This window comes from Bacillus sp. MN7755, assembly GCF_054771475.1.
Genome location: NZ_BTRL01000024.1, coordinates 20,639 through 42,761, shown reverse-complemented (window position 1 = coordinate 42,761; position 22,123 = coordinate 20,639). Strand labels below are relative to the sequence as shown.

28 protein-coding genes are annotated in these 22,123 nt (G+C 37.1%); 24 read left to right on the top strand and 4 right to left on the bottom strand.

The window, feature by feature from the left end; translation table 11 throughout:
- Positions 1-116: 116 nt before the first annotated feature.
- Positions 117-395: a hypothetical protein gene (locus tag ACYVEC_RS24105; RefSeq protein WP_063222575.1), complete on the top strand. Its 279-nt coding sequence runs from the start codon at positions 117-119 to the stop codon at positions 393-395.
- Positions 396-775: 380 nt separating this feature from the next.
- Here ACYVEC_RS24105 and ACYVEC_RS24100 read toward each other — a convergent pair whose 3' ends face one another.
- Positions 776-913 carry a DUF3956 domain-containing protein gene (locus ACYVEC_RS24100; protein ID WP_000376554.1) on the bottom strand — a complete coding sequence of 46 codons (138 nt, stop codon included), beginning with the start codon at positions 911-913 and terminating at the stop codon, positions 776-778.
- A gap of 261 nt (positions 914-1,174) precedes the next feature.
- Between ACYVEC_RS24100 and ACYVEC_RS24095 the strand changes: the two genes are divergently transcribed.
- The 3 genes from ACYVEC_RS24095 to ACYVEC_RS24085 all read left to right on the top strand — a co-directional run bounded on the left by ACYVEC_RS24095 (position 1,175) and on the right by ACYVEC_RS24085 (position 2,671).
- Positions 1,175-1,381: a hypothetical protein gene (locus ACYVEC_RS24095; RefSeq protein ID WP_063222574.1), complete on the top strand. Its 207-nt coding sequence runs from the start codon at positions 1,175-1,177 to the stop codon at positions 1,379-1,381.
- Positions 1,382-1,687: 306 nt separating this feature from the next.
- Positions 1,688-2,272: a recombinase family protein gene (locus ACYVEC_RS24090; protein ID WP_097851695.1), complete on the top strand. Its 585-nt coding sequence runs from the start codon at positions 1,688-1,690 to the stop codon at positions 2,270-2,272.
- A gap of 141 nt (positions 2,273-2,413) precedes the next feature.
- The gene (locus tag ACYVEC_RS24085) at positions 2,414-2,671 is read left to right on the top strand and encodes a hypothetical protein (RefSeq protein ID WP_206772742.1); all 258 of its coding nucleotides are present in this window, start codon (positions 2,414-2,416) and stop codon (positions 2,669-2,671) included.
- 67 nt (positions 2,672-2,738) lie between these two features.
- On the opposite strand, the gene ACYVEC_RS24080 is transcribed toward ACYVEC_RS24085, so the two are convergent.
- From ACYVEC_RS24080 to ACYVEC_RS24070, 3 genes are all read right to left on the bottom strand, one after another.
- Positions 2,739-2,918, bottom strand: coding sequence for a hypothetical protein (locus tag ACYVEC_RS24080; protein ID WP_080468448.1), 180 nt, complete (start codon positions 2,916-2,918; stop codon positions 2,739-2,741).
- Between the two features lie 191 nt (positions 2,919-3,109).
- On the bottom strand, positions 3,110-3,331 hold the full coding sequence (locus tag ACYVEC_RS24075; protein ID WP_460508702.1) for a hypothetical protein: 222 nt from the start codon (positions 3,329-3,331) through the stop codon (positions 3,110-3,112).
- Between the two features lie 18 nt (positions 3,332-3,349).
- Positions 3,350-3,547, bottom strand: a complete 198-nt coding sequence (locus tag ACYVEC_RS24070; protein ID WP_025967175.1) for a hypothetical protein — start codon at positions 3,545-3,547, stop codon at positions 3,350-3,352.
- Positions 3,548-3,816: 269 nt separating this feature from the next.
- On the opposite strand from ACYVEC_RS24070, the gene terS reads away from it, so the two are divergent.
- The 20 genes from terS (at position 3,817) to ACYVEC_RS23970 (ending at position 22,084) form a co-directional block, all read left to right on the top strand.
- Complete coding sequence (gene terS / locus ACYVEC_RS24065) at positions 3,817-4,617, top strand: phage terminase small subunit (protein ID WP_199678057.1); 801 nt, start codon at positions 3,817-3,819, stop codon at positions 4,615-4,617.
- Positions 4,589-5,905 carry a PBSX family phage terminase large subunit gene (locus ACYVEC_RS24060; protein WP_460508697.1) on the top strand — a complete coding sequence of 439 codons (1,317 nt, stop codon included), beginning with the start codon at positions 4,589-4,591 and terminating at the stop codon, positions 5,903-5,905. Before terS ends, ACYVEC_RS24060 begins: the two co-directional genes overlap by 29 nt.
- Complete coding sequence (locus ACYVEC_RS24055; RefSeq protein ID WP_460508694.1) at positions 5,905-7,443, top strand: phage portal protein; 1,539 nt, start codon at positions 5,905-5,907, stop codon at positions 7,441-7,443. The genes ACYVEC_RS24060 and ACYVEC_RS24055 overlap by 1 nt, the downstream gene beginning before the upstream one ends.
- A complete protein-coding gene (locus tag ACYVEC_RS24050) occupies positions 7,430-8,356 on the top strand; it encodes a phage minor head protein (protein ID WP_460508692.1) in 927 nt (308 codons plus the stop codon). Before ACYVEC_RS24055 ends, ACYVEC_RS24050 begins: the two co-directional genes overlap by 14 nt.
- Positions 8,357-8,407: 51 nt before the next feature.
- Entirely contained in the window at positions 8,408-9,625 is a 1,218-nt protein-coding gene (locus tag ACYVEC_RS24045; RefSeq protein WP_431114051.1) for an XkdF-like putative serine protease domain-containing protein, read from the top strand.
- Positions 9,626-9,646: 21 nt separating this feature from the next.
- Entirely contained in the window at positions 9,647-10,576 is a 930-nt protein-coding gene (locus ACYVEC_RS24040; protein ID WP_431114052.1) for a phage major capsid protein, read from the top strand.
- A 6-nt stretch (positions 10,577-10,582) separates the two neighbouring features.
- Entirely contained in the window at positions 10,583-10,750 is a 168-nt protein-coding gene (locus ACYVEC_RS24035) for a YqbF domain-containing protein (protein WP_080468447.1), read from the top strand.
- Positions 10,751-10,755: 5 nt separating this feature from the next.
- Positions 10,756-11,145, top strand: coding sequence for a protein YqbG (gene yqbG / locus ACYVEC_RS24030; protein WP_460508687.1), 390 nt, complete (start codon positions 10,756-10,758; stop codon positions 11,143-11,145).
- On the top strand, positions 11,145-11,537 hold the full coding sequence (locus ACYVEC_RS24025) for a DUF3599 family protein (protein ID WP_460508684.1): 393 nt from the start codon (positions 11,145-11,147) through the stop codon (positions 11,535-11,537). The genes yqbG and ACYVEC_RS24025 overlap by 1 nt, the downstream gene beginning before the upstream one ends.
- A complete protein-coding gene (locus ACYVEC_RS24020; RefSeq protein ID WP_098555553.1) occupies positions 11,522-12,013 on the top strand; it encodes an HK97 gp10 family phage protein in 492 nt (163 codons plus the stop codon). The genes ACYVEC_RS24025 and ACYVEC_RS24020 overlap by 16 nt, the downstream gene beginning before the upstream one ends.
- 2 nt (positions 12,014-12,015) lie before the next feature.
- A complete protein-coding gene (locus ACYVEC_RS24015; RefSeq protein ID WP_460508681.1) occupies positions 12,016-12,426 on the top strand; it encodes a hypothetical protein in 411 nt (136 codons plus the stop codon).
- A 5-nt stretch (positions 12,427-12,431) separates the two neighbouring features.
- Positions 12,432-12,896, top strand: a complete 465-nt coding sequence (locus tag ACYVEC_RS24010) for a phage major tail protein, TP901-1 family (RefSeq protein WP_063222560.1) — start codon at positions 12,432-12,434, stop codon at positions 12,894-12,896.
- A gap of 65 nt (positions 12,897-12,961) precedes the next feature.
- Positions 12,962-13,378, top strand: a complete 417-nt coding sequence (locus ACYVEC_RS24005) for a tail assembly chaperone (RefSeq protein WP_063222559.1) — start codon at positions 12,962-12,964, stop codon at positions 13,376-13,378.
- Between the two features lie 77 nt (positions 13,379-13,455).
- Positions 13,456-13,716: a hypothetical protein gene (locus ACYVEC_RS24000; protein WP_460508676.1), complete on the top strand. Its 261-nt coding sequence runs from the start codon at positions 13,456-13,458 to the stop codon at positions 13,714-13,716.
- Between the two features lie 15 nt (positions 13,717-13,731).
- Positions 13,732-16,446 (top strand): phage tail protein, encoded by a 2,715-nt coding sequence (locus ACYVEC_RS23995; protein ID WP_460508673.1) that lies wholly within the window; start codon positions 13,732-13,734, stop codon positions 16,444-16,446.
- Entirely contained in the window at positions 16,446-17,327 is an 882-nt protein-coding gene (locus ACYVEC_RS23990; RefSeq protein WP_336448413.1) for a phage tail domain-containing protein, read from the top strand. Before ACYVEC_RS23995 ends, ACYVEC_RS23990 begins: the two co-directional genes overlap by 1 nt.
- An 11-nt stretch (positions 17,328-17,338) precedes the next feature.
- Entirely contained in the window at positions 17,339-19,279 is a 1,941-nt protein-coding gene (locus ACYVEC_RS23985) for a phage tail protein (protein ID WP_460508669.1), read from the top strand.
- 9 nt (positions 19,280-19,288) lie between these two features.
- Positions 19,289-19,555: an AbrB/MazE/SpoVT family DNA-binding domain-containing protein gene (locus ACYVEC_RS23980; protein ID WP_098555561.1), complete on the top strand. Its 267-nt coding sequence runs from the start codon at positions 19,289-19,291 to the stop codon at positions 19,553-19,555.
- An 18-nt stretch (positions 19,556-19,573) separates the two neighbouring features.
- Entirely contained in the window at positions 19,574-21,400 is a 1,827-nt protein-coding gene (locus ACYVEC_RS23975; RefSeq protein ID WP_460508665.1) for a BppU family phage baseplate upper protein, read from the top strand.
- A gap of 15 nt (positions 21,401-21,415) precedes the next feature.
- Entirely contained in the window at positions 21,416-22,084 is a 669-nt protein-coding gene (locus ACYVEC_RS23970; RefSeq protein ID WP_098555562.1) for a hypothetical protein, read from the top strand.
- Positions 22,085-22,123: the final 39 nt, after the last annotated feature.

Below are 22,123 nucleotides of genomic sequence, written 5' to 3'. Positions count from 1 at the left end.
TATTAGATTGGTTAACTAGGGGCAAATTGATAAAATATTTTTTGTATTATTTAATAAAAGTATATATAATTATATTGATGTTTTAATATTAATTAGTTAAAAATGGGGAAAGAAAAATGAAGATTAAATTTGCTGTGGTTAAAGATGAAAATTTTGATTTTACTTTATTAGAAACAAAATTGCTAAAAACTTTTAAAGAAGTGGATAATGTAGCAATAGTTGAAAAGGTTGAAGATAAAATTTTTGAAAAAGATGATGTGCCAACCCATTTAACGGAGATTACTATTAATGTTACAGGAAAGAATATCGGATATAGATCAGTTTCAGCTAGTATATTTATTGTTCTAGAAAGTCTATCAATGAAGCTATTCAATATTAATATTAGTATACATTAAGCATCCATTATGGATGCTTTTTTCTTTGTTATATAAAAATTACATATTAAACATATATTTATACGTTTTGTTCCTACACATTAAGGAATAGTAATAAAAAGATAATACCGATGAAACCGTATAAAAACAAAAAGAATCCTAAGATGGGTAGTTTTTTATGAAAGCCGAGCATGATAAACCTCCTTGGGTATATAAAGGATTATAATATATCGTTGGTCTATTTAGAATAGTAACCATGAATTGGATGGAATTATGGATGATTAAACCAATAGCAATTATCGTAGGCGCTGCCGTGATCTGGTGGTGTCTTCTTCGTTGTTAAGAAAAGATAAGAGGAAAATAAAAAAGAGAGCTAATGCCCTCTTTTTTTGATGTGGTAATTAATCGCAGATTGGTATTCCAAGCACTCTTAGAGCCAATGCTACTTGAAGAGAAATCTCTAATCTAGCAATTTCAATACCAGCTACTGAGAGAACTAAAAAAGGTTGTCCATTTACAAACACAACGCAACTATCCATGGTTACGCCTCCTTTCTAGTAATCTACTATAGTATATGTGTGAATCGTTAATATGTAATAGTTTGATTAACGGATTTAATATAATTGATAGATTAGCCTATTTAAAAAAACAAATGAACATAACGGTTGGAAATTGAGAGATGAGATAGACTTTCAAATTGAAATATAATTACTCTAAAACATAGACTAGTAAACAAGCTGTTTTCACCTTTTATTCATAGAATATGATGAATTCTATTTTTAGAGGAGGGAATCATATCTATGGGATGGAATAATAATTTTGGACATTCTCGAGATTGTAATAGATTTTGGGATGATTTAGTATTTTGCGGATGCGGTCGTAGACGCAGAAGAAACGATTTTAATGACTGTCATTGTAGACGCGATTGCGATTGTGATGAGTGTCGTCGTAGACGTGATCATGACCGCGATCGTGATCATGATCATGGTGAACATCGAGATTGGTAAAATCTTTTGAAAGAGTGCATATCTTAATCGCACTCTTTTTTATTATGTTTTTATTAGTACTTATTAACTCGAAGGATACCGTTTCAATTTGATTGAACATCTAACAAAACAAACGAACACAAGGAATAAAATGATGTCCTAATTAGGTCTACTCTTTTAGGATTTGTTTTGTTCACATTTTAGACATAATTTAAATCCTTGTTTTACAAGTGCTTTATTGTCCTGTTTACATGTACGGAAAAGTAATGGTATTATTGGCTTATAGTTAATTTCCGGACACTTATACGGACGAAGGGGAGACATTAGATGATTCTTGGGTATGCTCGTGTATCTACACAGGAACAAAACTTAGCAAGACAACTCAAACAGTTAAATGATTATGGGTGTGATTATGTATTTGAGGAGAAAACAAGTGGGGCAACAACTGATAGACCAGAATTACTACGCATGTTGGATAATTTACGTGAAAGTGATGTAGTCGTTGTTACTGATTTAACTCGAATTAGTAGGAGTACTCAAGATTTATTCAAGCTTATAGAAACAATTAAAGGAAAAGGTGCATCGATTAAATCGATAAAAGATACTTGGTTAGATACAACAAGTGAAAATCCATACAGCACTTTCCTACTTACTGTCATGGCTGGTGTTAATCAGTTAGAGCGTGACTTAATTCGAATGCGACAAAGAGAGGGTATTGAACTAGCCAAAGAACGTGGTGTTTATAAAGGGCGCCCTAAGAAATATGACGATGATAATCCTAATATGGAACATGCTTTAGATTTGCTTGCGAACCGAGAGACGAATAAGTTTACAGTAAAAAAGATATGTGAAGTTACTGGTGTAAGTCGCACGGTTCTTTATGAAAGAGCGAAAGAAAAGGGAGTTATGTAAATAATAAAGTAGCGAATCCGCTGCTTTATTATTTTATAAAGAAGCATTTTAAACATTTCTTATAGCGTTGAATACTTATGTAAATATGGAAAACAGATTTGGTTCTTGGAATGAGGGATCGATGTGGATATAACACATATTATGGCGAGGATAGTGGTTAATGGGAAAGATCTTCCGTTTACTTCAGTTAGGACAACTGCATGGATTAATGGACCTGCGAATGATTTAATCGTTACGACTAAGCAAAGGGTGGATGAGCTTTATCGGTTTATGTGGTCACGGGTGCCAATTATGCTAACAATGTATTTCCTTCAGGGGGCTGACTTGATGAGATTTGCTAGAGTTGCAGGAGTTGATGAAAGTATAACGGGAGAATATATATATCATTTTATTTGGTGATAAGACAAACCTTAAGTAGCCTAATAGCTGCTTTTTATTTTATAAAGGAAAACTCCCTACCTAGGGGCTAGATGATTTTCTTCATACCACAATGACGGCATTCTCTTAAGAAGATGAAATTTTTAATGGAACTTTTGAATGCGGAATTGCCGCAATTATCACAGCGACCGCTGATTTTATCAGGATGTTCTTCGTATGTGTATATTTTGCTTAAATCGTATTTTTGTTCTGGTTCTTTATTTTCCATTCGTTTCACCTACATATCAATCTGATTTTAAACAACTGAATCATAATAACATGAAGTTTTCACGTAGTGGATGCTTTTTATTTTGCAAAAAGAACCTGCAAACCTGCAGATTCTCTTGATAATGATTTATGAAGTAAGACCCGAAAATATAATACAATGATTCGAAAATGAGTTCAAGAGTGTTTGGTGATTTAAGCCACTCTATAATCTTTGTTTTTAAGCTTTTTTCTAATATCCATAAATCCTATAATTATTATTGCCATGCATATTAACTTAAGCCAACGAACCTCTTGGTGGTACATTAGCCCAGAGAAGAATTCATAGGCATATAACAAACCGACAATTGGAAATAGCCAAGTCATAAATTTCAAATCTTTTAGATGAAACTTATAATTATTAATTTTTTTCCACATATGTATCAACTCCTATTGTTATGAGGTTCTGTAGTTTTTCTTTTTGAAATCTCGCATGTTGAGGATAAAGAATAGAAGGAAGATAACAGCTCCGATGCCATTAATCCAGTAGTATGTGCGCCCTGTTGTGAATCCGTTATAGAATTCATAGGCATTCCAAATTACAAGAAGTACTGAGCAGACAGTAGAAATCATTAATGAGCCAAAACTTCTCATGATTTTCACCTCGATTCGAATTTTTAGAACTTATTTATAATTTTACATTTAAATAAATAGATTTACAAGGGGAGGAATAAAAGAAAGAACCCGCTGGAGTTCGGGTCCTTTCATAAGTGATGATGTATTCTCGGCTTGGGAACTGAGAAAAACACAAAAATATAATACATCGTGTTTTAGAGAATTTCAAGACTAAATTAGGGATTACCATGAGGAGGAGTTATAACGAGTTTCTTCCTATTAATATAGAAGGTGGTGGGTGATATGAAGTGAAACAAAAACACGAGTTAGCTCAAGAAGATTACATGCAAGGTATGAAGTATAAGGAACTTGCTGAGAAATACGAAGTCAGTATTAATACAATTAAGTCCTGGAGAAAAAGGCATGGTTGGAATCGAAAAGGGGTGCACCCAAAAGATGAAAAAGGATGCACCCAAACGAAGAAAACAGGTGCACCCATTGGGAATAAGAATGCAGTGGGTAATTTGGGTAACAGGAACCCTAAGTATGGGAACAAGAATGCAGTAGGTCATGGTCCGCCAAAAGGGAACCATAACGCTATGACGCATGGATTCTTTCGAAAACACTTTCCAGAAGATGTGGCTGACTTAGCTGCTGAGATCATGGAGAAGAATCCGATTGATATGTTATGGGAAAACATAACGATTCAGTATACGGCTATTATTAGAGCGCAAAGATTGATGTTTGTTAAATATCAAGAAGATACAACGAAAGAACTACGAAAGAATAAGGTTACTGAAAGTGGATTCGAAGAAGAATGGGAAATTCAATTCGCTTGGGATAAACATGCTACCTTCTTAAATGCACAATCGCGGGCAATGACTACATTATCGCAGCTGATAGAAAGATTCGATAGGTTAGCGAGTGTTGATGATAAGAGAAGATTAGAGTTAGATAAACTGAAAGCTGACATAGAGAAAACAAAAGCTGATACCGCTCGTATTAAAGGCGAAGATGGTGAAGAATACGAAGATGATGGTTTCAAAGAGGCGCTAGAAGGCAAGGTAGAGGAAGTGTGGGATGACCATGACGACGATTCCGAAGCGTAAAAAGAAACCTGCTCCATTCAAATTTAAACCATTCTCCAAGAAGCAACTGAAGGTATTGACCTGGTGGAAACCTAACAGTCCCGTTAAAAATTATGACGGGATTATTTGTGATGGTTCTATCCGTGCAGGTAAAACTGTATCAATGGCTCTTTCCTATGTTATGTGGGCAATGGAATCATTTGAAGGCGAGAACTTTGGTATGTGTGGTAAAACGATTGGATCACACCGTCGTAACGTTATAACGCCACTTAAAAAGATGCTGAAGTCACGCGGGTATAGGGTTAAAGATCATAGAAGTGAGAATATGCTTACCATTACTAAAGATAGCGTAACAAACTTCTTTTATATTTTTGGTGGTAAAGATGAAAGTTCCCAGGATTTGATCCAAGGAATCACTGCCGCTGGCATGTTTTTTGATGAAGTGGCACTTATGGTACAAAGTTTCGTTAACCAAGCAACAGGCCGTTTGTCTGTAACTGGTTCAAAAATGTGGTTCAACTGTAATCCGGCAGGCCCGTATCACTGGTTTAAAGAGAAGTGGTTGGATCAAAAGAAAGAAAAGAATCTACTGCACCTTAAATTCTCCATGGATGATAATTTGTCATTAGATGAGAAGACGAAAAGAAGATATCATCGCATGTATAGTGGCGTATTCTATCGTAGATATATCAAAGGTGAATGGGCAGCTGCTTCTGGACTTATATTCGATATGTTTGATGAAAATAAGCATAAAGTTCCTACGATTCAAAGGGAGTACGTTGAATACTTTGTCTCTTGTGACTATGGTACGCAGAACGCCATGGTATATGGATTGTGGGGTAAGTGCATCGAAAAAGGTGAAGAAGTATGGTACAAGGTGAAAGAGTACCGTTATAGCGGTAGAGAAACAGAAAAGCAGAAAACAGATCAGGAATACTACGAAGACTTTGAGGGATTTGTAGGGGATTTGCCAATCCGTGGTACAGTAGTTGACCCGTCCGCTGCTTCATTTATAGCTTTGCTAGTTAGGAACAAACAAAAAGTATATAAGGCCCGAAATAATGTTAAAGAGGGTATTGGTAATGTCGGTGTTGCGCTTAACACGGGCATTATTTATTTTAACGATTGCTGTAACGAAACATTTAAAGAATTCGCTTCTTATATATGGGATGAGAAATCAGTTGAACGTGGTGAAGATAAGCCACTGAAAGAGAATGATCACCATATGGACGAAACAAGATACTTTGTTAATACAATTATTTACGGACTGCGTAAAAAGAAGAAAAAGAAAAGAGGTGAAGCAGCTTAATGATGAATAAAAGGAAAGTTAGTGCCAAAGTAATTAAGGCGGCGGGAACAAGTGCTCAGGTACTATCCCGCCAGCAAGAGAGTGAAAATGAGAAGTATGCTGTAAATGAAATCATTGAACCACCTTATAGAATAGAAGACCTACAGCAGATTAGAGAAAATAGTACGATTCTTGGGCAATGTATTGATGCGTACAAGCGTAATATAGCTGGGTTTGGTCATGAAATGAAGTATAAGCAAGATGATAACAAAGAAACTCCTGAAATGAGGGCGGAGTGGACGTTAGTTGATACTGAAATTATTCCGTTATTTAGCTTCGAAAAGCCATTCAAGGAGATTCTTGAAACGGGCATTGATGATAAAGAGACGACTGGCAATGGTTATATTGAAGCGATTCGTAATTTAGAAGGAAAGCCTGCTGAATTAATAAATATGTTACCGCAGTACATGCGAGTGACTCGTAAAGATGATAACCCCCAAGAAGTTACATACTTAATTAACGGAAAAGAAGTCAAAAGAAAGAAAAGGTTCCGTCGCTATGTACAACGAGTAGGATCAGTAGATACTTATTTCAAAGAGTTTGGCGATCCGCGTTTCTTAAATAAAAAGACTGGTGAGTTTTCCGATGTTTCGTTAGGAGAGAAAAACGCTACCGAAGTCATTCATTTGAAGATTGGTAATGGACCATATGGCATTCCGCGTTGGGTATCGCATGTTGTACACATGGTAGGGGCTAGAAAGGCAGAAGAATTAAACCTTCGCTATTTCAAACAAGGTAGGCATATTCCAATGGCTATATTGCTGAAGAATGGCATTTTATCAGAAGAAAGCGAAGCTGCTCTTACCGATTATGTTTCAAATGTCGAAGGTGAAGATAATCAACATAAATATCTCTTATTGCAAGTTGAAAATGCAGATGAAGGTGTAGTTGGTGATACACAGCCAAACATTGATATAGAGTTGAAATCACTAGCGGATGTATTGCAAAATGATGCCTTATTCCTTGAATACGATGAGAAATCACGCCAAAAGGTACAATCAGCATTCCGTTTGCCAGATGTATATGTTGGTTACATTAGAGACTTTAACAGAGCAACTGCTGAATCTGTGCGTGAGATTACAGAAGAGCAGGTGTTTGAACCTGAGCGTAACAGCTTAGAGTTCATCATTAATAACGTTCTTTTGCTTCCATATGGATTAAAACACGTATATGTGAACCTACGTAAGTCAGAAATTAGTAACACGGAAGATATGGTTAAAACCGTTGAGGTACTGGCTGATAAGGGCGGTTTAACATTCCGAGATATACGTAATATCGCTGGTAATATGCTAAACAAAGAGTTCTCTGATTATGATATTCCTGAAGCAGATCAACCAGTTGCTTTAGTTTTAGAAAGACATCGTAAAGTAAGTGGTTGGCAAAAAGGATTAGGAGAAACTCTACAGAAGTCAGCTGATAGCAATTCAAATGAGGAACTAGTCAATGTAATGAAAGATCTACGTGACTTACTGGAGTCGATGCAAAATGCAGAAGATTGATAAGCTATTAGTTTCTCTTAATGAATGGATTGCAAAGGCTGATACGGATGATTTCGTAGCTTCATTGCCTACTGATCTAGCAGTATTTGACATGTTACCAGGATACGTTGAGGAATTTGAAAAAGAAATTGCTAAACTGCTTTGGAAACAGAAGAAGTACCTTGTCGATGGAATTAAGAACTATACGAAAAAAGATGCTGTGGAGAAGGGGATCAAGATAAAGGACATTATTGACTTTGTCACTAGTAGCCTATTTGGGGCGGATACCTTTGCTAAAAGCCTGAGCAAAGCAGCAAGGAAGTTTCTTGATTATACAATGAAGGACATGACAACAGCTTTTATGGATGCGATTGACCCAGATATTCAATTTAATATCTTCTCAAAACGTACTACAAAGTGGATTGACAGTTGGGCGGATGAATTAGGAAAGATTATGAAGGTTAACTCCCACAAAGCAGTAGAGCGGATTTTAAACGAAGGATTAGAGAATGGGAAAGGTATTAGTGAAATAGCAAGAGAGCTTGCAAAGCTTCCGGAATTCGACCGTAAAAGAGCGAAGAGGACAGCGCAGACCGAAGTCCTTGCAGCATGTTCCGCTTCTCAATTTGAATCATATTGCCAATCCCCTGCGGTTACGGGTAAGAAGTGGCGCCATAGCGGTGCAAAGAATAACCAATCGCGTGACAATCATGTGGCGTATGACGGTACAACGGTTCCGGTAGAGGAAGAATTTGAACTGCCTGGATCTGGTGAGAGATGTATGTTTCCTCGAGATAGTTCTCTATCTGCTAAAGAAAGAGTTAACTGCAAATGTGTTATGTCTCCTTCAGTAGATAACAACATATTAGGGCTATCTGAAGAAGAGAAGCAGAAGATTAGGGAAGAAACTTTGAAGGAGTTGAGTAGGAAATGAAGATGTCTAAAACTATGCTGATTCATATTTGAAAGGAGGTGAATAGAACAGATGACAAAGCGGAAATTGAAGAATCTACAAGTCTCACACGTTTCTTATGTAAATGCAGGTGCAAATAAACGAGAATTCTTTTTGACTAAATCAGATAAAGAACCGAACTTTGAAAAAGAAGTGCGTATTATTAAATCAAATGATGAAGAAAAACGCTTAGTATATGGAATTGTTTATGAACCGGGTGTTCTTGATAGTCATAACGATTTCGCTGACGAAGTGACTATCGAGAAAGCTGCTCATGAGTTCATGCTCAAATATCGACAGATTGATAAGGACCATGATTTCCAAGCAGGAGTTGGTGAAGTAGTTGAATCATATATCGCTCCTGCTGATATGGAAGTGAACGGTGAGGTAATAACAAAAGGAACATGGGTGCTTGTTACTAAGGCAACTGAGGAAGTGTGGGAATCTATCCAAAAGGGAGACTATAAAGGATATTCCCTTGCAGGAGTCGCAGAAACAGAAGTGGTTGAAGAAGAAGTAACTAAAACTGAAGAGAAGCAATTTAAGTCCTTCTTCCAATTGATGAAGGGCTTTTTTAGTGGAGAGAAAGTTGAAAAAGGCGAGGTTAGAGATAAATTTAACCAGAATAAACATCGCCGTGATGTTAACGCCTCTTTCTCTGCACTAGAAGATACTTTCTATCAATCGTTATGGAATGCTCCTACTGCTGATGCTATCGACTTAGATCGTATTGAAGCAGCCGCACTTGAATTTGTTGAGATTATCAATGAATTGAAGGACACAGAAGCAGTTGTAAAGGTATGGGAGGAAAAACCTGTTGTATCTCTTGCTGAAGAAGTAGAGAAAGCAGGTAAGAAAATCAGTGTTCCAAACATGGGAGATATCGACGCTGCTATTGAGTCATTAACAAATCTAAAAACACGCGTCACACCTTCAACGGAAGGCGCAGAGAGTGAGGGAAACAATATGGAGTTTAACCAAGAACAATTAGAAAAAACATTAACTTCAGCAGTAGAAAAGGCTGTTGGCCCAATCAAGGAAGAGTTAGCTACTGTTAAGAAACACCTTAATCTCGACGAGGAAAAAACAGAAGAAGATATTAAGGTGGAAAAAGCTGTTGAAGCCGCTACCGCTCCTTTACGTGAAGAGATTGAAGCATTAAAGAAATCTCAAGGTATTAGTAATCAGCAAGATACTGATGTTGTCGAGAAAGCAGAAGTAAAAAAGTCTGTATGGAATGGCTTACTGTAAGCCTGAAGGAGGAAAATATATATGACACTTAATAACAAAACAATTATTGAAAAAGCGGACGTTACTCTTGCCACATTAGCTAGTGGTGGTTTAATGAATCCTGAACAAGCTGATACATTCTTACGTATGGTGCAAAATTCTCCTACTATTCTAAAGGACTCGCGTTTTGTTCAAATGGCCTCAGACACACTTAAAATTGAAAAAATCGGATTTGGTTCCCGTATTCTCCGCCCTGGTATTGAAGGTGTACCTTTAAAAGACTCTGATCGCTCTGCTCCATCAACTAGCACAATTACGTTAAATGCTAAAGAAGTAATTGCGGAAGTGCATATTACCTATGATACATTGGAAAACAATATTGAGGGCGGTAATCTTCAAAATACTATCATGCAGATGATAGCAGATCGTGCTGCATTAGATATCGAAGAGCTAATTTTGAATGGTGATATAGCGTCGACAGATTCATATTTAGCTTTATTAGATGGGCTTCGCAAACAAGCAACTTCGCATGTTGTAGATTGTGCTGCAGGTGCATTTACTAAAGATGTATTTAAGAAAGCCTATAAAGCTGTTCCTGCTAAGTACTTACGTAACCCTAAAGACTGGAAGTTTTACACATCGCATGGTTTAGAAATTGAATGGAAAGACCAAGTAGCGATGCGACAAACTAACTTAGGGGATGTTTCACTTCAAGGTGGTTTAGCTTCTGCTTATGGGGTTCCAGTAGAGGGAATTGCTATGTTACAACCATATAATGAGGGAGAAAATACTGTATCTGATATTTTATTAACGCCGCCTAAAAATATTGTGACAGGTATGAGCCGTAATATTCGAATTGAGGTAGATAAGGATATCCGCGCTCGTAAATTCATTATTGTTTTAACTGCGAAGGTTGATGTGAAGTTTGAAGAGGAAGATGCAGTTGCAAAAGTTATCAAAGTTAAGGAGTGATGACTTTTGAATTATTACGTTAAATTAATTGTTGGTAAAACATATGACGTCCATGAACGTCTTTTTTTATTGGACCAAGAAGAGAAGGTTACAAAGAAAACCTATGATTATCTAAATGGTAATGAACAATTTGAAGTTCGAAAAGACAGTAGTAAATCTAAAGGAGAGGAGTGATAAGTATGGCACTTATTACTGCTCAAGAATTAATAGATTATACTGTACTACCTGAAGTCAAGAAACGTCCTGTTCCTCTATTGGAGCAGGACATACTTGAAGCAGATACAGAGATTTATAATCTCTCTAAAATAGATTTTAGTGATAAAACGAAATATCCTGAAGTTCCGGCAGAAGTGAAGTTAGCATGCAAGAAATTAGCTCAGTATTATGCTTATACAAACGCCGATACAACTGCGATGAAAGGTATTAAGTCTGAAAGTATTGGTAGCGGTGATTACTCCTATACAAAGGATAGTTCCAGTATCACAAAACCTTTTGTATTATACCTTTTGCAAAAATTTATGGATCATAAAGGTAAAAATAAAATCACATTCAAAATGAGGGCTATATAATGTCACTGCAAGGGATGATGGTCCATGAATGTGCTATTTACCATTTACAGAAGGAAACAAAGCCCGGGAAGTATGGGCAACCAGGAGAAGAGGTTTATTTATATCATGATACTCCTGATATAGCAGAACAAAGCTGCTACTTTGCAGAGAATATGGCAGTTGCTAGACCTACTGCAATACAATCTGCGCCGAACCAGTTAAATGAACAGCATACACGAGTGTTATTTATGCCTGGTACAGATATAAAACATAATGACAAGGTAATCAAGAAGAATACTAGTGTCGTTTACTATATACGCAATCCATTTCCAGTAGTACATCCACTTACTGGTGAGGTTTCACATATAAAGGCCACTGCGGAGAGGAAGAGTGAGCCATGGCTAGCCAAATAACAACTAGGGGATTTCGTGAGTTCAGTGCAAAGTTGAATCGTATGGCAAGCGGATTAGATCGGAACGTTGCTTTATGGCTTGAAGCTAGCGGATTTCAATTTCTAGAAGAGGTTCAAAATCAAATCATTTCATTAGCAGTAGTCGATACTCGCCGTCTATTAAATAGCTTTGATAAAGGTGCAGACGGAAATGTATGGCGTTCCTCCGATGGTGGATTAACATTAGAGATTGGCAGTAATTTGAGCTACGCAAGGCTCCAAAATGATGGGTGGCAGCAGGTGAGAAGGTTCGTTCCTGGTAGATGGGAAGGACATAATTTTGAATATGACCCACATGCACCAACAGGAATGATGCTAACTGCTAAATTCATAGAAGGCCGTCCCTACTGGGATAATGCAGTTGCTATTTATGAACGCATGTTTCAACGTTCATTTGACCGCCAATTTAAGCAATGGGTACAGAATGGAGCGAGATAATTATGTATGAGCAAATACATGGCTCCATGAAAGCTTTTGTATACGACAGTTTACCTGCCAATACATTCGCTTATCATGATCAAGTTCCAGAAGAACTAGTTATTCCATCGGTATATTATCCGATTTTATCTATAAATGATGATAAAACTTCAAAAGATCATTACACCTTACTATACACAATGGTAGTAAGGTTTTTTAATGCAGCGATAGATAAGGCAATGCTAGAAGCAGAAAAGGTTGCTAATAAAATCAGAAGTAACGGTTACACAGTACATCTGCGAAATGAAGATGGTAGTGAATCGATTGAAACGATATATTTTCGGAGAGTAACAACTGCTCCAAGTGGAGTTGGCTCTGCGCAACTAACAATGATTTTTGAATATCAACAAGCCTATGTAAATGAAGGAGTGTGAAATATATGGCTGAAACACCTGGAACAGTTAAGAACAAAATGTACCGTGGTGATGAGTTTATTATCGCTGCCAAAATAAAGGATCAGACTAATCAATCTGTATTAGTAAGGCCATTTGACCAAACTGAAGACTCTCATAATATTGAAGCTGATGAAATTGAAGCAGAGTCTAAAGATAGATCATATTCCGATTATGGAAAAAGAAAAGAAACTCGTTCGTTCTCTTGTACGTTAGCGGAAGGCGACCCGTATTATCCTGCTGTTAAGGCTGCCATTAGAAATGGTGAATATATGGAGATTTATGAAATTAATATGAGAACGAAAGAAGCAGAAGCTGGTAACTATATGATTACTTCTTTTGAACGTTCTTCATCTAACGGTGAATTTGTTTCTTATTCAGTGGAAGTAAAATTATCCGGATCTGTAAGAACAGAAACACTCACAGAAATTCCTAAAGGTGCAGGTCAGTAAAGGGCGGTTTTTACCGTCCTCTTTAAATTTGAAAACAACATCCAATTAAAAGGAGATTGATATAAATGCGTTTTGAAATCGATAAAAAGGAATACGAATTAAAACTTACTTTTGGGAACATCTATGAATTAAATAAAAAATATGAGGGCGGTTCAAATGAAGTTGTAATGGCTTGTATGCAAGGAGATTTAGAGTTGTTTGTCGATGCTATCTACTTTGGATTAATGCATACAAAAGAAGGATTTACACGCGATAAAGTCATGGAGAACATCGAAAAACAATTTGAAGAGGGGAAAATCTCTCAAGAATTCATTGAAGCACTTTTAAATGAGGTGGTAGCAGAAAGTACTTTCTACCAAAAGACAACAAAAAAGTTGAGACAACAAATGAAGAAGCAGTATCTAGCCAAGAATCCAGAAGCAGCGGAGAACCCAGAGATGATGGAAATGGTAGAGGAAATGTTCGGGAAGGTCGAAGAATAAGAGAATTTACTCGCGAGGACCTAGACAAAGTTCAACAAGATGGGTTTAGATATTTAAAATTATTGCCTAGCGAGGTTATGGAGCTTACTCCTCGTGAATTCGAAAATTTGATGATAGGTCGGAATGAGCAACACCTTGATGAGTTGCAAACAAATAGCGTGTTTGCACTTATGATGCGTGTAGCCTATCATCATGACCCTAAAAAGAAATTAAAACCATCTGATCTATTTGACCGAAATAAGTTGAATGGAGAAAATAATCAAGATTTAACGATAGAAGAAAAAATGAAGAAAGCGCAAGAGCATATGCAGTTCTTACAAACTCTCAACTTCAATTAGAAAGGAGGGAGAAATTTGGCCACACAAGAAGAATTAGTTGTTCAGTTTAGGGCTGAAACTAATCAAATGCGTCGCGAGATTCAACAGATGCGTCGTGAAATGAATGATTTTGTCACATCAACCAGTCGAAGCTCTAGAGAATATCGACGTAGTATTGAAAATATGGGTAATGCTAACAGTGAATATAGTCGTCGATTAAGGCAAATGAAATACGAACAACGAGAAGCTATGCAGCCTCATATTGAAGAGTTAAAACGAACTAAACTCGCTTATTTAGATGCTGCTATGAGCATGGCAACATACTCTGGTAGTGCCCAGGATTTAATTGCTCAAGTTAACAGAATTGGTAAAGCAGAAAAAGCCGCGAATGATGAAATTATGAAACTAGACAGAATGAAACAAGCTAGTATTTTGCAAACCATCGGTATGTTGAACAATATGTCTACAACATCAAGTAAACTACAAGGTAACTTACAACGTATGGGTAATCCATTATACAACGTTTCTAGAGGTGCTTTAGCAGCAACGAATGCAATGGAACGATTGGCGAATAGAAGTAGTGCTGCTCAGTTAGCTTTAGAATTTCTTGGACCTACTGCGAATATGAAGCAGTTAAATGATCAAATTCGTATTATTAACCAATCTGTTATGGGAATGGGACAAGCGTTTTTAGTCGTTGGTGCTGGAGCAGTTATGTTTTATGGCAAATTGCATAAAGCTAATATGGAGATGAACCCTAAATACGCAAAAGCATATAAAGACATGATGGAGTCACTTACTGAAGCGTTACAGCCAATGAGGGATGCGTTTGCTGCTTTAATGATACCTATTTATAATTTTGTTAATACAATGGCGAAAATGGTCATCGCATTTAATGAAGCGCATCCTACTTTAGCGAAATTCATCCAAGGGACAATGATGCTAGTTCCAGCCTTAACACTCCTATTGCTGCCATTAGGTGCAGGAATGGGATTATTAAAAGGGTATAGAGCAGCGTTTGCTGCTTTATGGATGATTATTAAACCGGCAGTAATGGTGTTAGCCATGGCGAGTCCTGTAGCATGGGCGCTAGCAGCTGCGATAACAGGCTTAGCTTTAGGGTTTACTTATGCTTATAAAAATATAGAACCATTTAGGAACGCAGTAAATAACGTGATAACCGTTTTTAAAGCGTTTTGGCAAGTTTTACAAGGAAATAGTGATGGTGCAGCTAGTATGCTCACTTCACTAGGAATGTCACCAGAGAATACTAGAGCGATCATATCATTTGGTGAAACAGTTCGAGGGGTAATTGAAACAATTAAACAAGTTTTTTCAGGCTTTGCAGTATTCATGCAAGGCATTTTTACGTTGTTCGCAGGTGATGAAGAAAACGGAACAGCATTATTAAAATCGTTAGGGATGAATCAGGAAACAATTACAACGGTTGTTAATACTGTATCGTCTATCAAGCAGGCAATAAGCGAAATCTGGTCCTTCATGACTGCAATTGGAACCCAAATAGCCCAGTTTTGGCTAGAAAACGGAAGTCAGATAAAACAAGCCTTTTCCGATTGTTGGTCTGTAGCGAGTGAAATAATAAAATCGGTAATGCCGATTATAGTCGCAGTTTTCCAATTTGCGTGGCCGATTATTAAAGAGATTGTGATTGGAACGCTAGAAGCGATACGTGATTTTATACAAGGAATTCTAAAAGTTATACTTGGAATTGTGAAAGTTTTTTCATCCCTTTTTACCGGCGATTGGGCTGGAGTGTGGGAAGGGGTTAAGGAAATTTGGTTCGGAGCACTAGAAGCGATTTGGGGTTACCTGCAATTATGGGGTGCTGGGAGAGTCCTAAAGTGGCTTGGTAAATTTGGAAATGACATAGGTCGGTTATTCGGTAAATTTTGGGGAGATATAAAGAAAATTTGGAATGATGCCCTTGCAGATTTATATGTATTCTTCGGTTCAAAATTAGAAACTATAACCCGTCTAGCGCAAAGTTGGGGCGGTATGTTCAAAAATTTCTTTGTTGGAATTTGGGACGCTATTATAGGCGGAATACAAAATAAAATGAATAACGTGGTTTCGGCTATTGGGTGGGTACTAGGGCAAGCAGTAAATACAGTCCAGCGTTTTGTAAGTTACTTTTTCACGATTGGCCAACAAATGATTTCTGGTCTTATTAATGGTATTTACAGTTATGCTAATAAACTTATAGACCAGGTTTTTAATATTGGTCGTTCCATAAAAGATACTATTACCGGATTCTTCCGTATCCACTCTCCTTCACGTGTGATGAGAGATATAGGGGTATACGTAGGTCAAGGTTTAGATCAGGGAATGGATAGTATGATAAACCCTCTAGTACGTACTGCGTTAGATATGGCATCTGCTGTTAAAGATGGATTTTCAAGTTTGACAAATTCAATTCAGATGGGTGATATTCTTCCTGGTAATGTAGTAGCTCCTGTGATTCCTTCAATTTCAGGAAGTTACAATGCCCCGTCGTATGTAACTGGTGTTAGTTCATCGTCAGATTTCGGGCAACAAGCAATGATTAACTCCCAATCAGCTAATGTCGCAAGTCAAAATGATACTAGATTAGTGGCATCTGCAGTTAAAAATCTAGGTGACAAATTAGATAATCTACAAGTTGTTATGGAAGGTGAAACAGTAGGGCGTATTGTACGGCCTCATGTAAATGAAGGGAATGCAGTCGAAAACACAGTAAGGAGGTATTTCTAATGGACGTACAAATCACAAGAATAAATGGACAAACTATGAAACTATCTGACATAAACGTTCAGGCGCAGGACTTCCGTGTGGGATCGATTGAAATGCGTCCTACCTATATAGATGTAGAGGGAGCGAACGGAAGAATTAGCACAGGATCTACTTATGGGGTAAGGACTATAACCGTACCCTTTTATTTTAAAGCGCAGGATTTACTAGATGTAGCAATAACGCGAGATAAACTATTTGAAATGATACTCAGTACAGAACCTTTCTATATTCGCGAATTACGACGATTAGAGTATCAAAATGGAGATAATCTAATTGTTAGTGGCAAACGATATAAAGTAAATATCTCCTCTACATTCGATATAGATCAGCAACTCAAATATGGATTTGGTGAATTGGAATTTGAAACAGCAGACTTGCCATTTGCTGAATCGATTGGTAAGTCATCAGATATTCAACGAGATGGAATTAGCCCAGGGAGTGGATTATGGGGAGCAGGTATGGGCATTATCAGTAATCCTGCGTCAAGGATATATAAACATAAAGCCATATCAGGGCAGCGATTTCAAATTTTCAATCCTGGTAACATTCCAGTTCATCCTTTTGAACAAGAATTAAAAATAACAATTAGTGACGTAGCAGGTAGTACAGCGGGATTTATGCTTAAGAATCATACAAATTTTAGCACAGCAACAATAACGTCAGCTTTATATATTACAGACACCATTATTTACTCAGGCCCGAATATAGGTAGAAACGGGTTATCTTTTTTAAGGAATACAAAAAAAGATTTCATTGAGCTTGTACCAGGGTGGAATGCCTTAGAAGTGTTTAATTGCACCTCAGCAACAATAGAATTTGATTTTAGGTTTTACTACAAGTGAGGTGATTTGATATGTACGTACGTGATCTAGAAAATATAGAGTATATCACACAAACAACTTATTTAATTGAAGAAGAATTAAATGGGAATTGTGTGTTTTCTGCAAAGATACCACCCAATAAAGTGAATTTAACATTTCTTAATAGACTCTCAGAAATGTGGACTTTAGTCGATGATAATGAAACGGAATACAAAGTTGTTTACCTAAAGAAGCAGGGTGAAGGGCAAACGTTAACTGCTGAGATTAAAGCGGTACCGAAATTTTATGATGACTTCGACAGTGGCCGTGTGTATGAAGAATATAATCAATCTTTTACTGCGAATGCTTGTTTTGCAACTATTTTTAGTGGAATTGGCTATGTTTATCAATTGAATGGAAGTTACAACTCATTACAATGGGAAGGATTTGGTGGTGGGTCTACCCGACTTGAAATGTTTAAAGATGCATTGAATCGTTATGGGGCAGAATTTAAGGTGCTCGGAAAGGTTGTAACAATTGAACCTCAAATAGGATTTGACTTAAACGTCATGTACCGCCATAGATTGAATGCTTCTAATATAGTTCAAGAAGTTGATGCATCAGGGTTTTGGACATACGCTAAAGGTTATGGTGATTTTACAGAAGAAGATGGATGGCAAGGTGCTAAATTGATTCGTGAGTATATATCACCACTTGCAAGTATCCCTGGAATCGGAGTGCGTCACGCTCCACCTTTAAAAGACGGTCGTATAAAATTAAATGCAACAATGGAAAGCAGTTTAAAAAAGATTGTGAATGAAAGTTTAAAAATTAGCGTAACTGCTGATATACACGATTTAACGAAACAGAAATACCCGATTGCTCAGAGTGGACTTGGTGATCGGGTATTTCTTATTGATGAAAGAATTGGGTTGGATGCAGAAGTACGTGTTGTAAATCGGAGTGTATTACGTGATTGGCGTGGTAATATACTGGATATTCAATTAACCTTTGGGAATCAAGACATTACCAAAAGGTATCAGTCTAATTTAGATCATGCCGCTAAAACAATTAATGATTTGATAGAGGGGCGAGAAAAGCTCCCAATCAATGCGATGGCAGAAGAGGTTGCAAATATCACGAGTATGATTTTAGGCGTAACAAGTGAATTGGATATCACGCCACAAGGGTTAATTGCGAAGGATAAGAACAATCCCAATTATGTTGTAGTTTTGAATAGTGCTGGATTAGGTGTAAGCACTGATGGAGGAATGACCTTTAGGAACGCGATTACAGGCAGAGGTATTGTTGCAGAACGGATTTTAGCAGGAGAAATTAAAGGTTCTACACTGCGTACTGATAGTGGATCTAACTACGTTCAAATCGAAAAACAATTTATACGCTTAATGGAATCAAATTTAACACGAATGTATTTTGGTTATTACTGGAATAAAAATGGAAGAATGCAACCTACAATTTTACTTCATGAGAATATTGATACTAGTAGATTTTCTGATGGAACATTAACAATCTCACAACAAAATCTTGGAAGTTATTATACGGGAAGTATAGGAATTGCAAAAGGGGAAACAGCTCCCGGCGATACGTATTATCCAAGTACGCTTTACCTCAATTCAAATGGAAATACTCATCTATTTGGAGACAATAAGACAACAATTACGGGTGAAATGGGAATAGATTTTCGTTCATTCCGACAGGTAAGTACTTTTGCAAGTCTTATCCGTTTAGAAGCTTCTGGTAGTGCGGACATTTTATCCGGAAATCGTTTATTTATAAGGGGAACAAACGGAATAACATTCAATACTAGTAGCTTCGTGGAATTTAATTCTCAAGTAAGTACACAAGGAGTAAATATTGCTGGTAATGGTCCGGACGCTTTAGGGACTATCAAATATATGAACGGAAGTAAAGGATGGGGTGCTTATCTTCACATAGGTTCACAAGGATGGGCATTTATTAACATTTCATTATAGGAGGTATTTATGACATATCAATATTTAGGAGTAACAGTAACGATTTCTGAAGACGGTACAGTAAAAGTACCGTTAGATAAATTAGCCGATATTGGTGTTAAACCTGGTGATGTAGTTGAGGTTTTCTCAGATCATGACCAGGTTTATTTGCGTAAAACAGATACATTTTGTGAGTTGTGCAAAAAGAATGCTCATTTGCATAAGTTAGGCACATTAAATGTGTGCTCTGATTGTTTAACTAATTTACAGCAACAAGCAACGCAAGTATCGCAATAATAAAAGAGGTGAAATCAATTGGCAGAAATACTTAAAATAAGAGAAATAACAATTGATACTATGCAGCACAAGGATTTCAATGTAAAAGAAGAGGAACTAAAGCTCATCCGGTTTTACCAGAATGATTTAAACTCTGCCAAACTATTAATCAATGTTACTCATGATAAGGTAGTAACAGATTTTTCATCAGCGACAAGCGTGCAAATTGCATTTTTAAAGCCTGATTGTAAGCGAGTATTTCAAGATGTACAGAATGTGAATCAAATGCAAGGTAAGTACTATGTTGTTTTAAGTACACAAACTCTGATTGCCTATGGTAATGTCATTGCACAATTGAGATTTACTTTTCCGAATAACAAAGTAATTGAAACTTGTAAATTCGCATTTACAGTAGATGAATCAATAATGTCCGATGAGGCGATGAAATCTACAAATGAATTTCCAGTAATCCAAAAAGCAATTGAAGCAGGAAAGAAGTTTGAAGGTGTCGATATTGATGGGATTATTGCAGCTGGTGCAAAAGCGGATGGAGCAGTAAAAAGAACAGGAGATACCATGACTGGGAACCTGACAGTTCCTAGACTGTATGCAGGAAATTCTCTTAAGCAAGCAGTCGTTGGAGTCGGTGCTTCAGATGCGTATTTAGGTAATATGACTACTGGGAAATATGTACAACTAAAAGATGATGGGACTCTTTCTTATAGCGATATCCCTGTAGCATTATCAGATACAGCTCAGATGAAGAAAATTACCAAGGATAATGGTACTCAGACGATAAGTACGTCTGATCCAGCATCTGACATCTTGTTGATTATTAAAAATGCAGGCGCAGGGATGAACACTATCTACTGCCATGGTTCAGTACTCAATTCAGTTCCTTCAAAGGCTTCATGGAGAGGTATTTCATTTTTAAATGCAGATGGATACGGGCTTGTTCTCGCTAAAGACTTTAAAGGTGGTTTCTTCACTAATTATATTGATAATGGAAATTGGATTGGATGGGTAAAACACTCTGATGACTCTATTACTCAGAATGTAAAACTAACAAACGATGACGGGCAAGCTCACCCTTGTCACAAATTAGACTGTAACGACTTAACTACTGTAGGTAAATACTTTGGCAACGAACTGAAAAACTCACCAGACGGGACTACAGCGTACTACTTAATAGAGACCTTCCAAGTGGCTAACGCTTCTAGTTGGGTACAACATGCCACTAGATGGAGTGCCCCTCAACAGTATTACCGTACAAAGGTTAACACTGGTAACTGGTCTGTATGGAAAGAGTTAGCTGATAAGGATAAAACTGTTCAGAAAACAGGGGATACTATGGATGGCCCTCTTAAGTTTTCAGGGATTAACTTTGTAGAGACAAACGGTTCAGGGCTAATTCAAGGGGGAGGCTCTACAGCTATTCGCTGGAGAATATACCAGTCAGGTAATGGGGAGTTATCTTTCGTGCCTAGTGCTACAGTAGGTGGAGCTGATTGGGAGTGGAATAAAGCATTCAGAATAAAACCTGACGGAAGTGTCTCAACCCCCAAAGACGCCACAATTGACTTAGTTATCACGAGTGATTTCACTCCTACAAGTGGGACAGTTCAGAATATCGTTAGAAGAGGAAACATTGTCACTTTAATGTTGGACGTAACTCGAAATGCCGACTCAACGAATCCTATAGTGACAACACTTCCTGAAGGAGTACGTCCTATAGGTTCACTCACTACAGATATAGCATCACCAGATGGAACTATGTCGAGATTATTAATTAGATTCAACGGAGAAATCCATTTGGATACTAAAGGAAAACGTTACAGAATACTTCAGACTTTTGTGACTCCGTAAAGAGGAGGAAGTTAAATGACTCAATACTATGGATACTGCTATAACTCTGAAGGGCGATTCATCGAAATGATTCCCTTGGAAGAGAAACCGATTTATGAGAAACAAATCTTATACCGAGAAGAAACGAGAGAGATTGTCACTGAAGAGAAACTTTGTCAGCTACATCAATCCATTCAGGATGGTACTTATATACCATCTCAAGAAGATGGGGAATCAATTAGTAAATACGACTGCCCTAATTGTGTAATGGAACATGTAGAGTCTGAAACTATTAAAGTGCCATACGAGGAAGATGTTGTTATAGGTTATGGGCCTGACATTCCTGAAAATTGTACTTTAGAGGTTTGTCCTGATGGGATTTACTACCCATTATTTAAAGATGGTAAATGGGTTAAAACGACTGAACCGAAACCCGAAGAACCCAAGCCTGAAGAACCTTCAGAGTTAGAAAAAATCAAACAGCAATTAGCTGATATTCAGAAAGAACTCGAGGATATCAAAAATCAGAAACCACCAATCCTTGATGAAACAGAAGTTCCAATAGCATTTGCAGCACCTACACAAGATACACCAGATTATGAACACGAAATTAATAAAATAAAGCAAGTCATTCCGAATTTAGGAGAGCAAATTGTTGATTTGCATAGTCGAATAGCTGATTTAGAGAACAAAGAGCAGGTTTAATTAACTGGTCTTTTTATTTTGAACAAAATACGGCTTGTA

What these genes read in the sequence shown, in the direction of transcription:
- ACYVEC_RS24105 (WP_063222575.1), top strand. Translation starts at nt 117, where the DNA reads ATGAAGATTAAATTTGCTGTGGTTAAAGATGAAAATTTTGATTTTACT.
- ACYVEC_RS24100 (WP_000376554.1), bottom strand. Translation starts at nt 913, where the DNA reads ATGGATAGTTGCGTTGTGTTTGTAAATGGACAACCTTTTTTAGTTCTC.
- ACYVEC_RS24095 (WP_063222574.1), top strand. Translation starts at nt 1,175, where the DNA reads ATGGGATGGAATAATAATTTTGGACATTCTCGAGATTGTAATAGATTT.
- ACYVEC_RS24090 (WP_097851695.1), top strand. Translation starts at nt 1,688, where the DNA reads ATGATTCTTGGGTATGCTCGTGTATCTACACAGGAACAAAACTTAGCA.
- ACYVEC_RS24085 (WP_206772742.1), top strand. Translation starts at nt 2,414, where the DNA reads ATGGCGAGGATAGTGGTTAATGGGAAAGATCTTCCGTTTACTTCAGTT.
- ACYVEC_RS24080 (WP_080468448.1), bottom strand. Translation starts at nt 2,918, where the DNA reads ATGGAAAATAAAGAACCAGAACAAAAATACGATTTAAGCAAAATATAC.
- ACYVEC_RS24075 (WP_460508702.1), bottom strand. Translation starts at nt 3,331, where the DNA reads ATGTGGAAAAAAATTAATAATTATAAGTTTCATCTAAAAGATTTGAAA.
- ACYVEC_RS24070 (WP_025967175.1), bottom strand. Translation starts at nt 3,547, where the DNA reads ATGAGAAGTTTTGGCTCATTAATGATTTCTACTGTCTGCTCAGTACTT.
- ACYVEC_RS24060 (WP_460508697.1), top strand. Translation starts at nt 4,589, where the DNA reads ATGACCATGACGACGATTCCGAAGCGTAAAAAGAAACCTGCTCCATTC.
- ACYVEC_RS24055 (WP_460508694.1), top strand. Translation starts at nt 5,905, where the DNA reads ATGATGAATAAAAGGAAAGTTAGTGCCAAAGTAATTAAGGCGGCGGGA.
- ACYVEC_RS24050 (WP_460508692.1), top strand. Translation starts at nt 7,430, where the DNA reads ATGCAGAAGATTGATAAGCTATTAGTTTCTCTTAATGAATGGATTGCA.
- ACYVEC_RS24045 (WP_431114051.1), top strand. Translation starts at nt 8,408, where the DNA reads ATGACAAAGCGGAAATTGAAGAATCTACAAGTCTCACACGTTTCTTAT.
- ACYVEC_RS24040 (WP_431114052.1), top strand. Translation starts at nt 9,647, where the DNA reads ATGACACTTAATAACAAAACAATTATTGAAAAAGCGGACGTTACTCTT.
- yqbG (WP_460508687.1), top strand. Translation starts at nt 10,756, where the DNA reads ATGGCACTTATTACTGCTCAAGAATTAATAGATTATACTGTACTACCT.
- ACYVEC_RS24025 (WP_460508684.1), top strand. Translation starts at nt 11,145, where the DNA reads ATGTCACTGCAAGGGATGATGGTCCATGAATGTGCTATTTACCATTTA.
- ACYVEC_RS24020 (WP_098555553.1), top strand. Translation starts at nt 11,522, where the DNA reads ATGGCTAGCCAAATAACAACTAGGGGATTTCGTGAGTTCAGTGCAAAG.
- ACYVEC_RS24015 (WP_460508681.1), top strand. Translation starts at nt 12,016, where the DNA reads ATGTATGAGCAAATACATGGCTCCATGAAAGCTTTTGTATACGACAGT.
- ACYVEC_RS24010 (WP_063222560.1), top strand. Translation starts at nt 12,432, where the DNA reads ATGGCTGAAACACCTGGAACAGTTAAGAACAAAATGTACCGTGGTGAT.
- ACYVEC_RS24005 (WP_063222559.1), top strand. Translation starts at nt 12,962, where the DNA reads ATGCGTTTTGAAATCGATAAAAAGGAATACGAATTAAAACTTACTTTT.
- ACYVEC_RS24000 (WP_460508676.1), top strand. Translation starts at nt 13,456, where the DNA reads ATGGAGCTTACTCCTCGTGAATTCGAAAATTTGATGATAGGTCGGAAT.
- ACYVEC_RS23990 (WP_336448413.1), top strand. Translation starts at nt 16,446, where the DNA reads ATGGACGTACAAATCACAAGAATAAATGGACAAACTATGAAACTATCT.
- ACYVEC_RS23985 (WP_460508669.1), top strand. Translation starts at nt 17,339, where the DNA reads ATGTACGTACGTGATCTAGAAAATATAGAGTATATCACACAAACAACT.
- ACYVEC_RS23980 (WP_098555561.1), top strand. Translation starts at nt 19,289, where the DNA reads ATGACATATCAATATTTAGGAGTAACAGTAACGATTTCTGAAGACGGT.
- ACYVEC_RS23970 (WP_098555562.1), top strand. Translation starts at nt 21,416, where the DNA reads ATGACTCAATACTATGGATACTGCTATAACTCTGAAGGGCGATTCATC.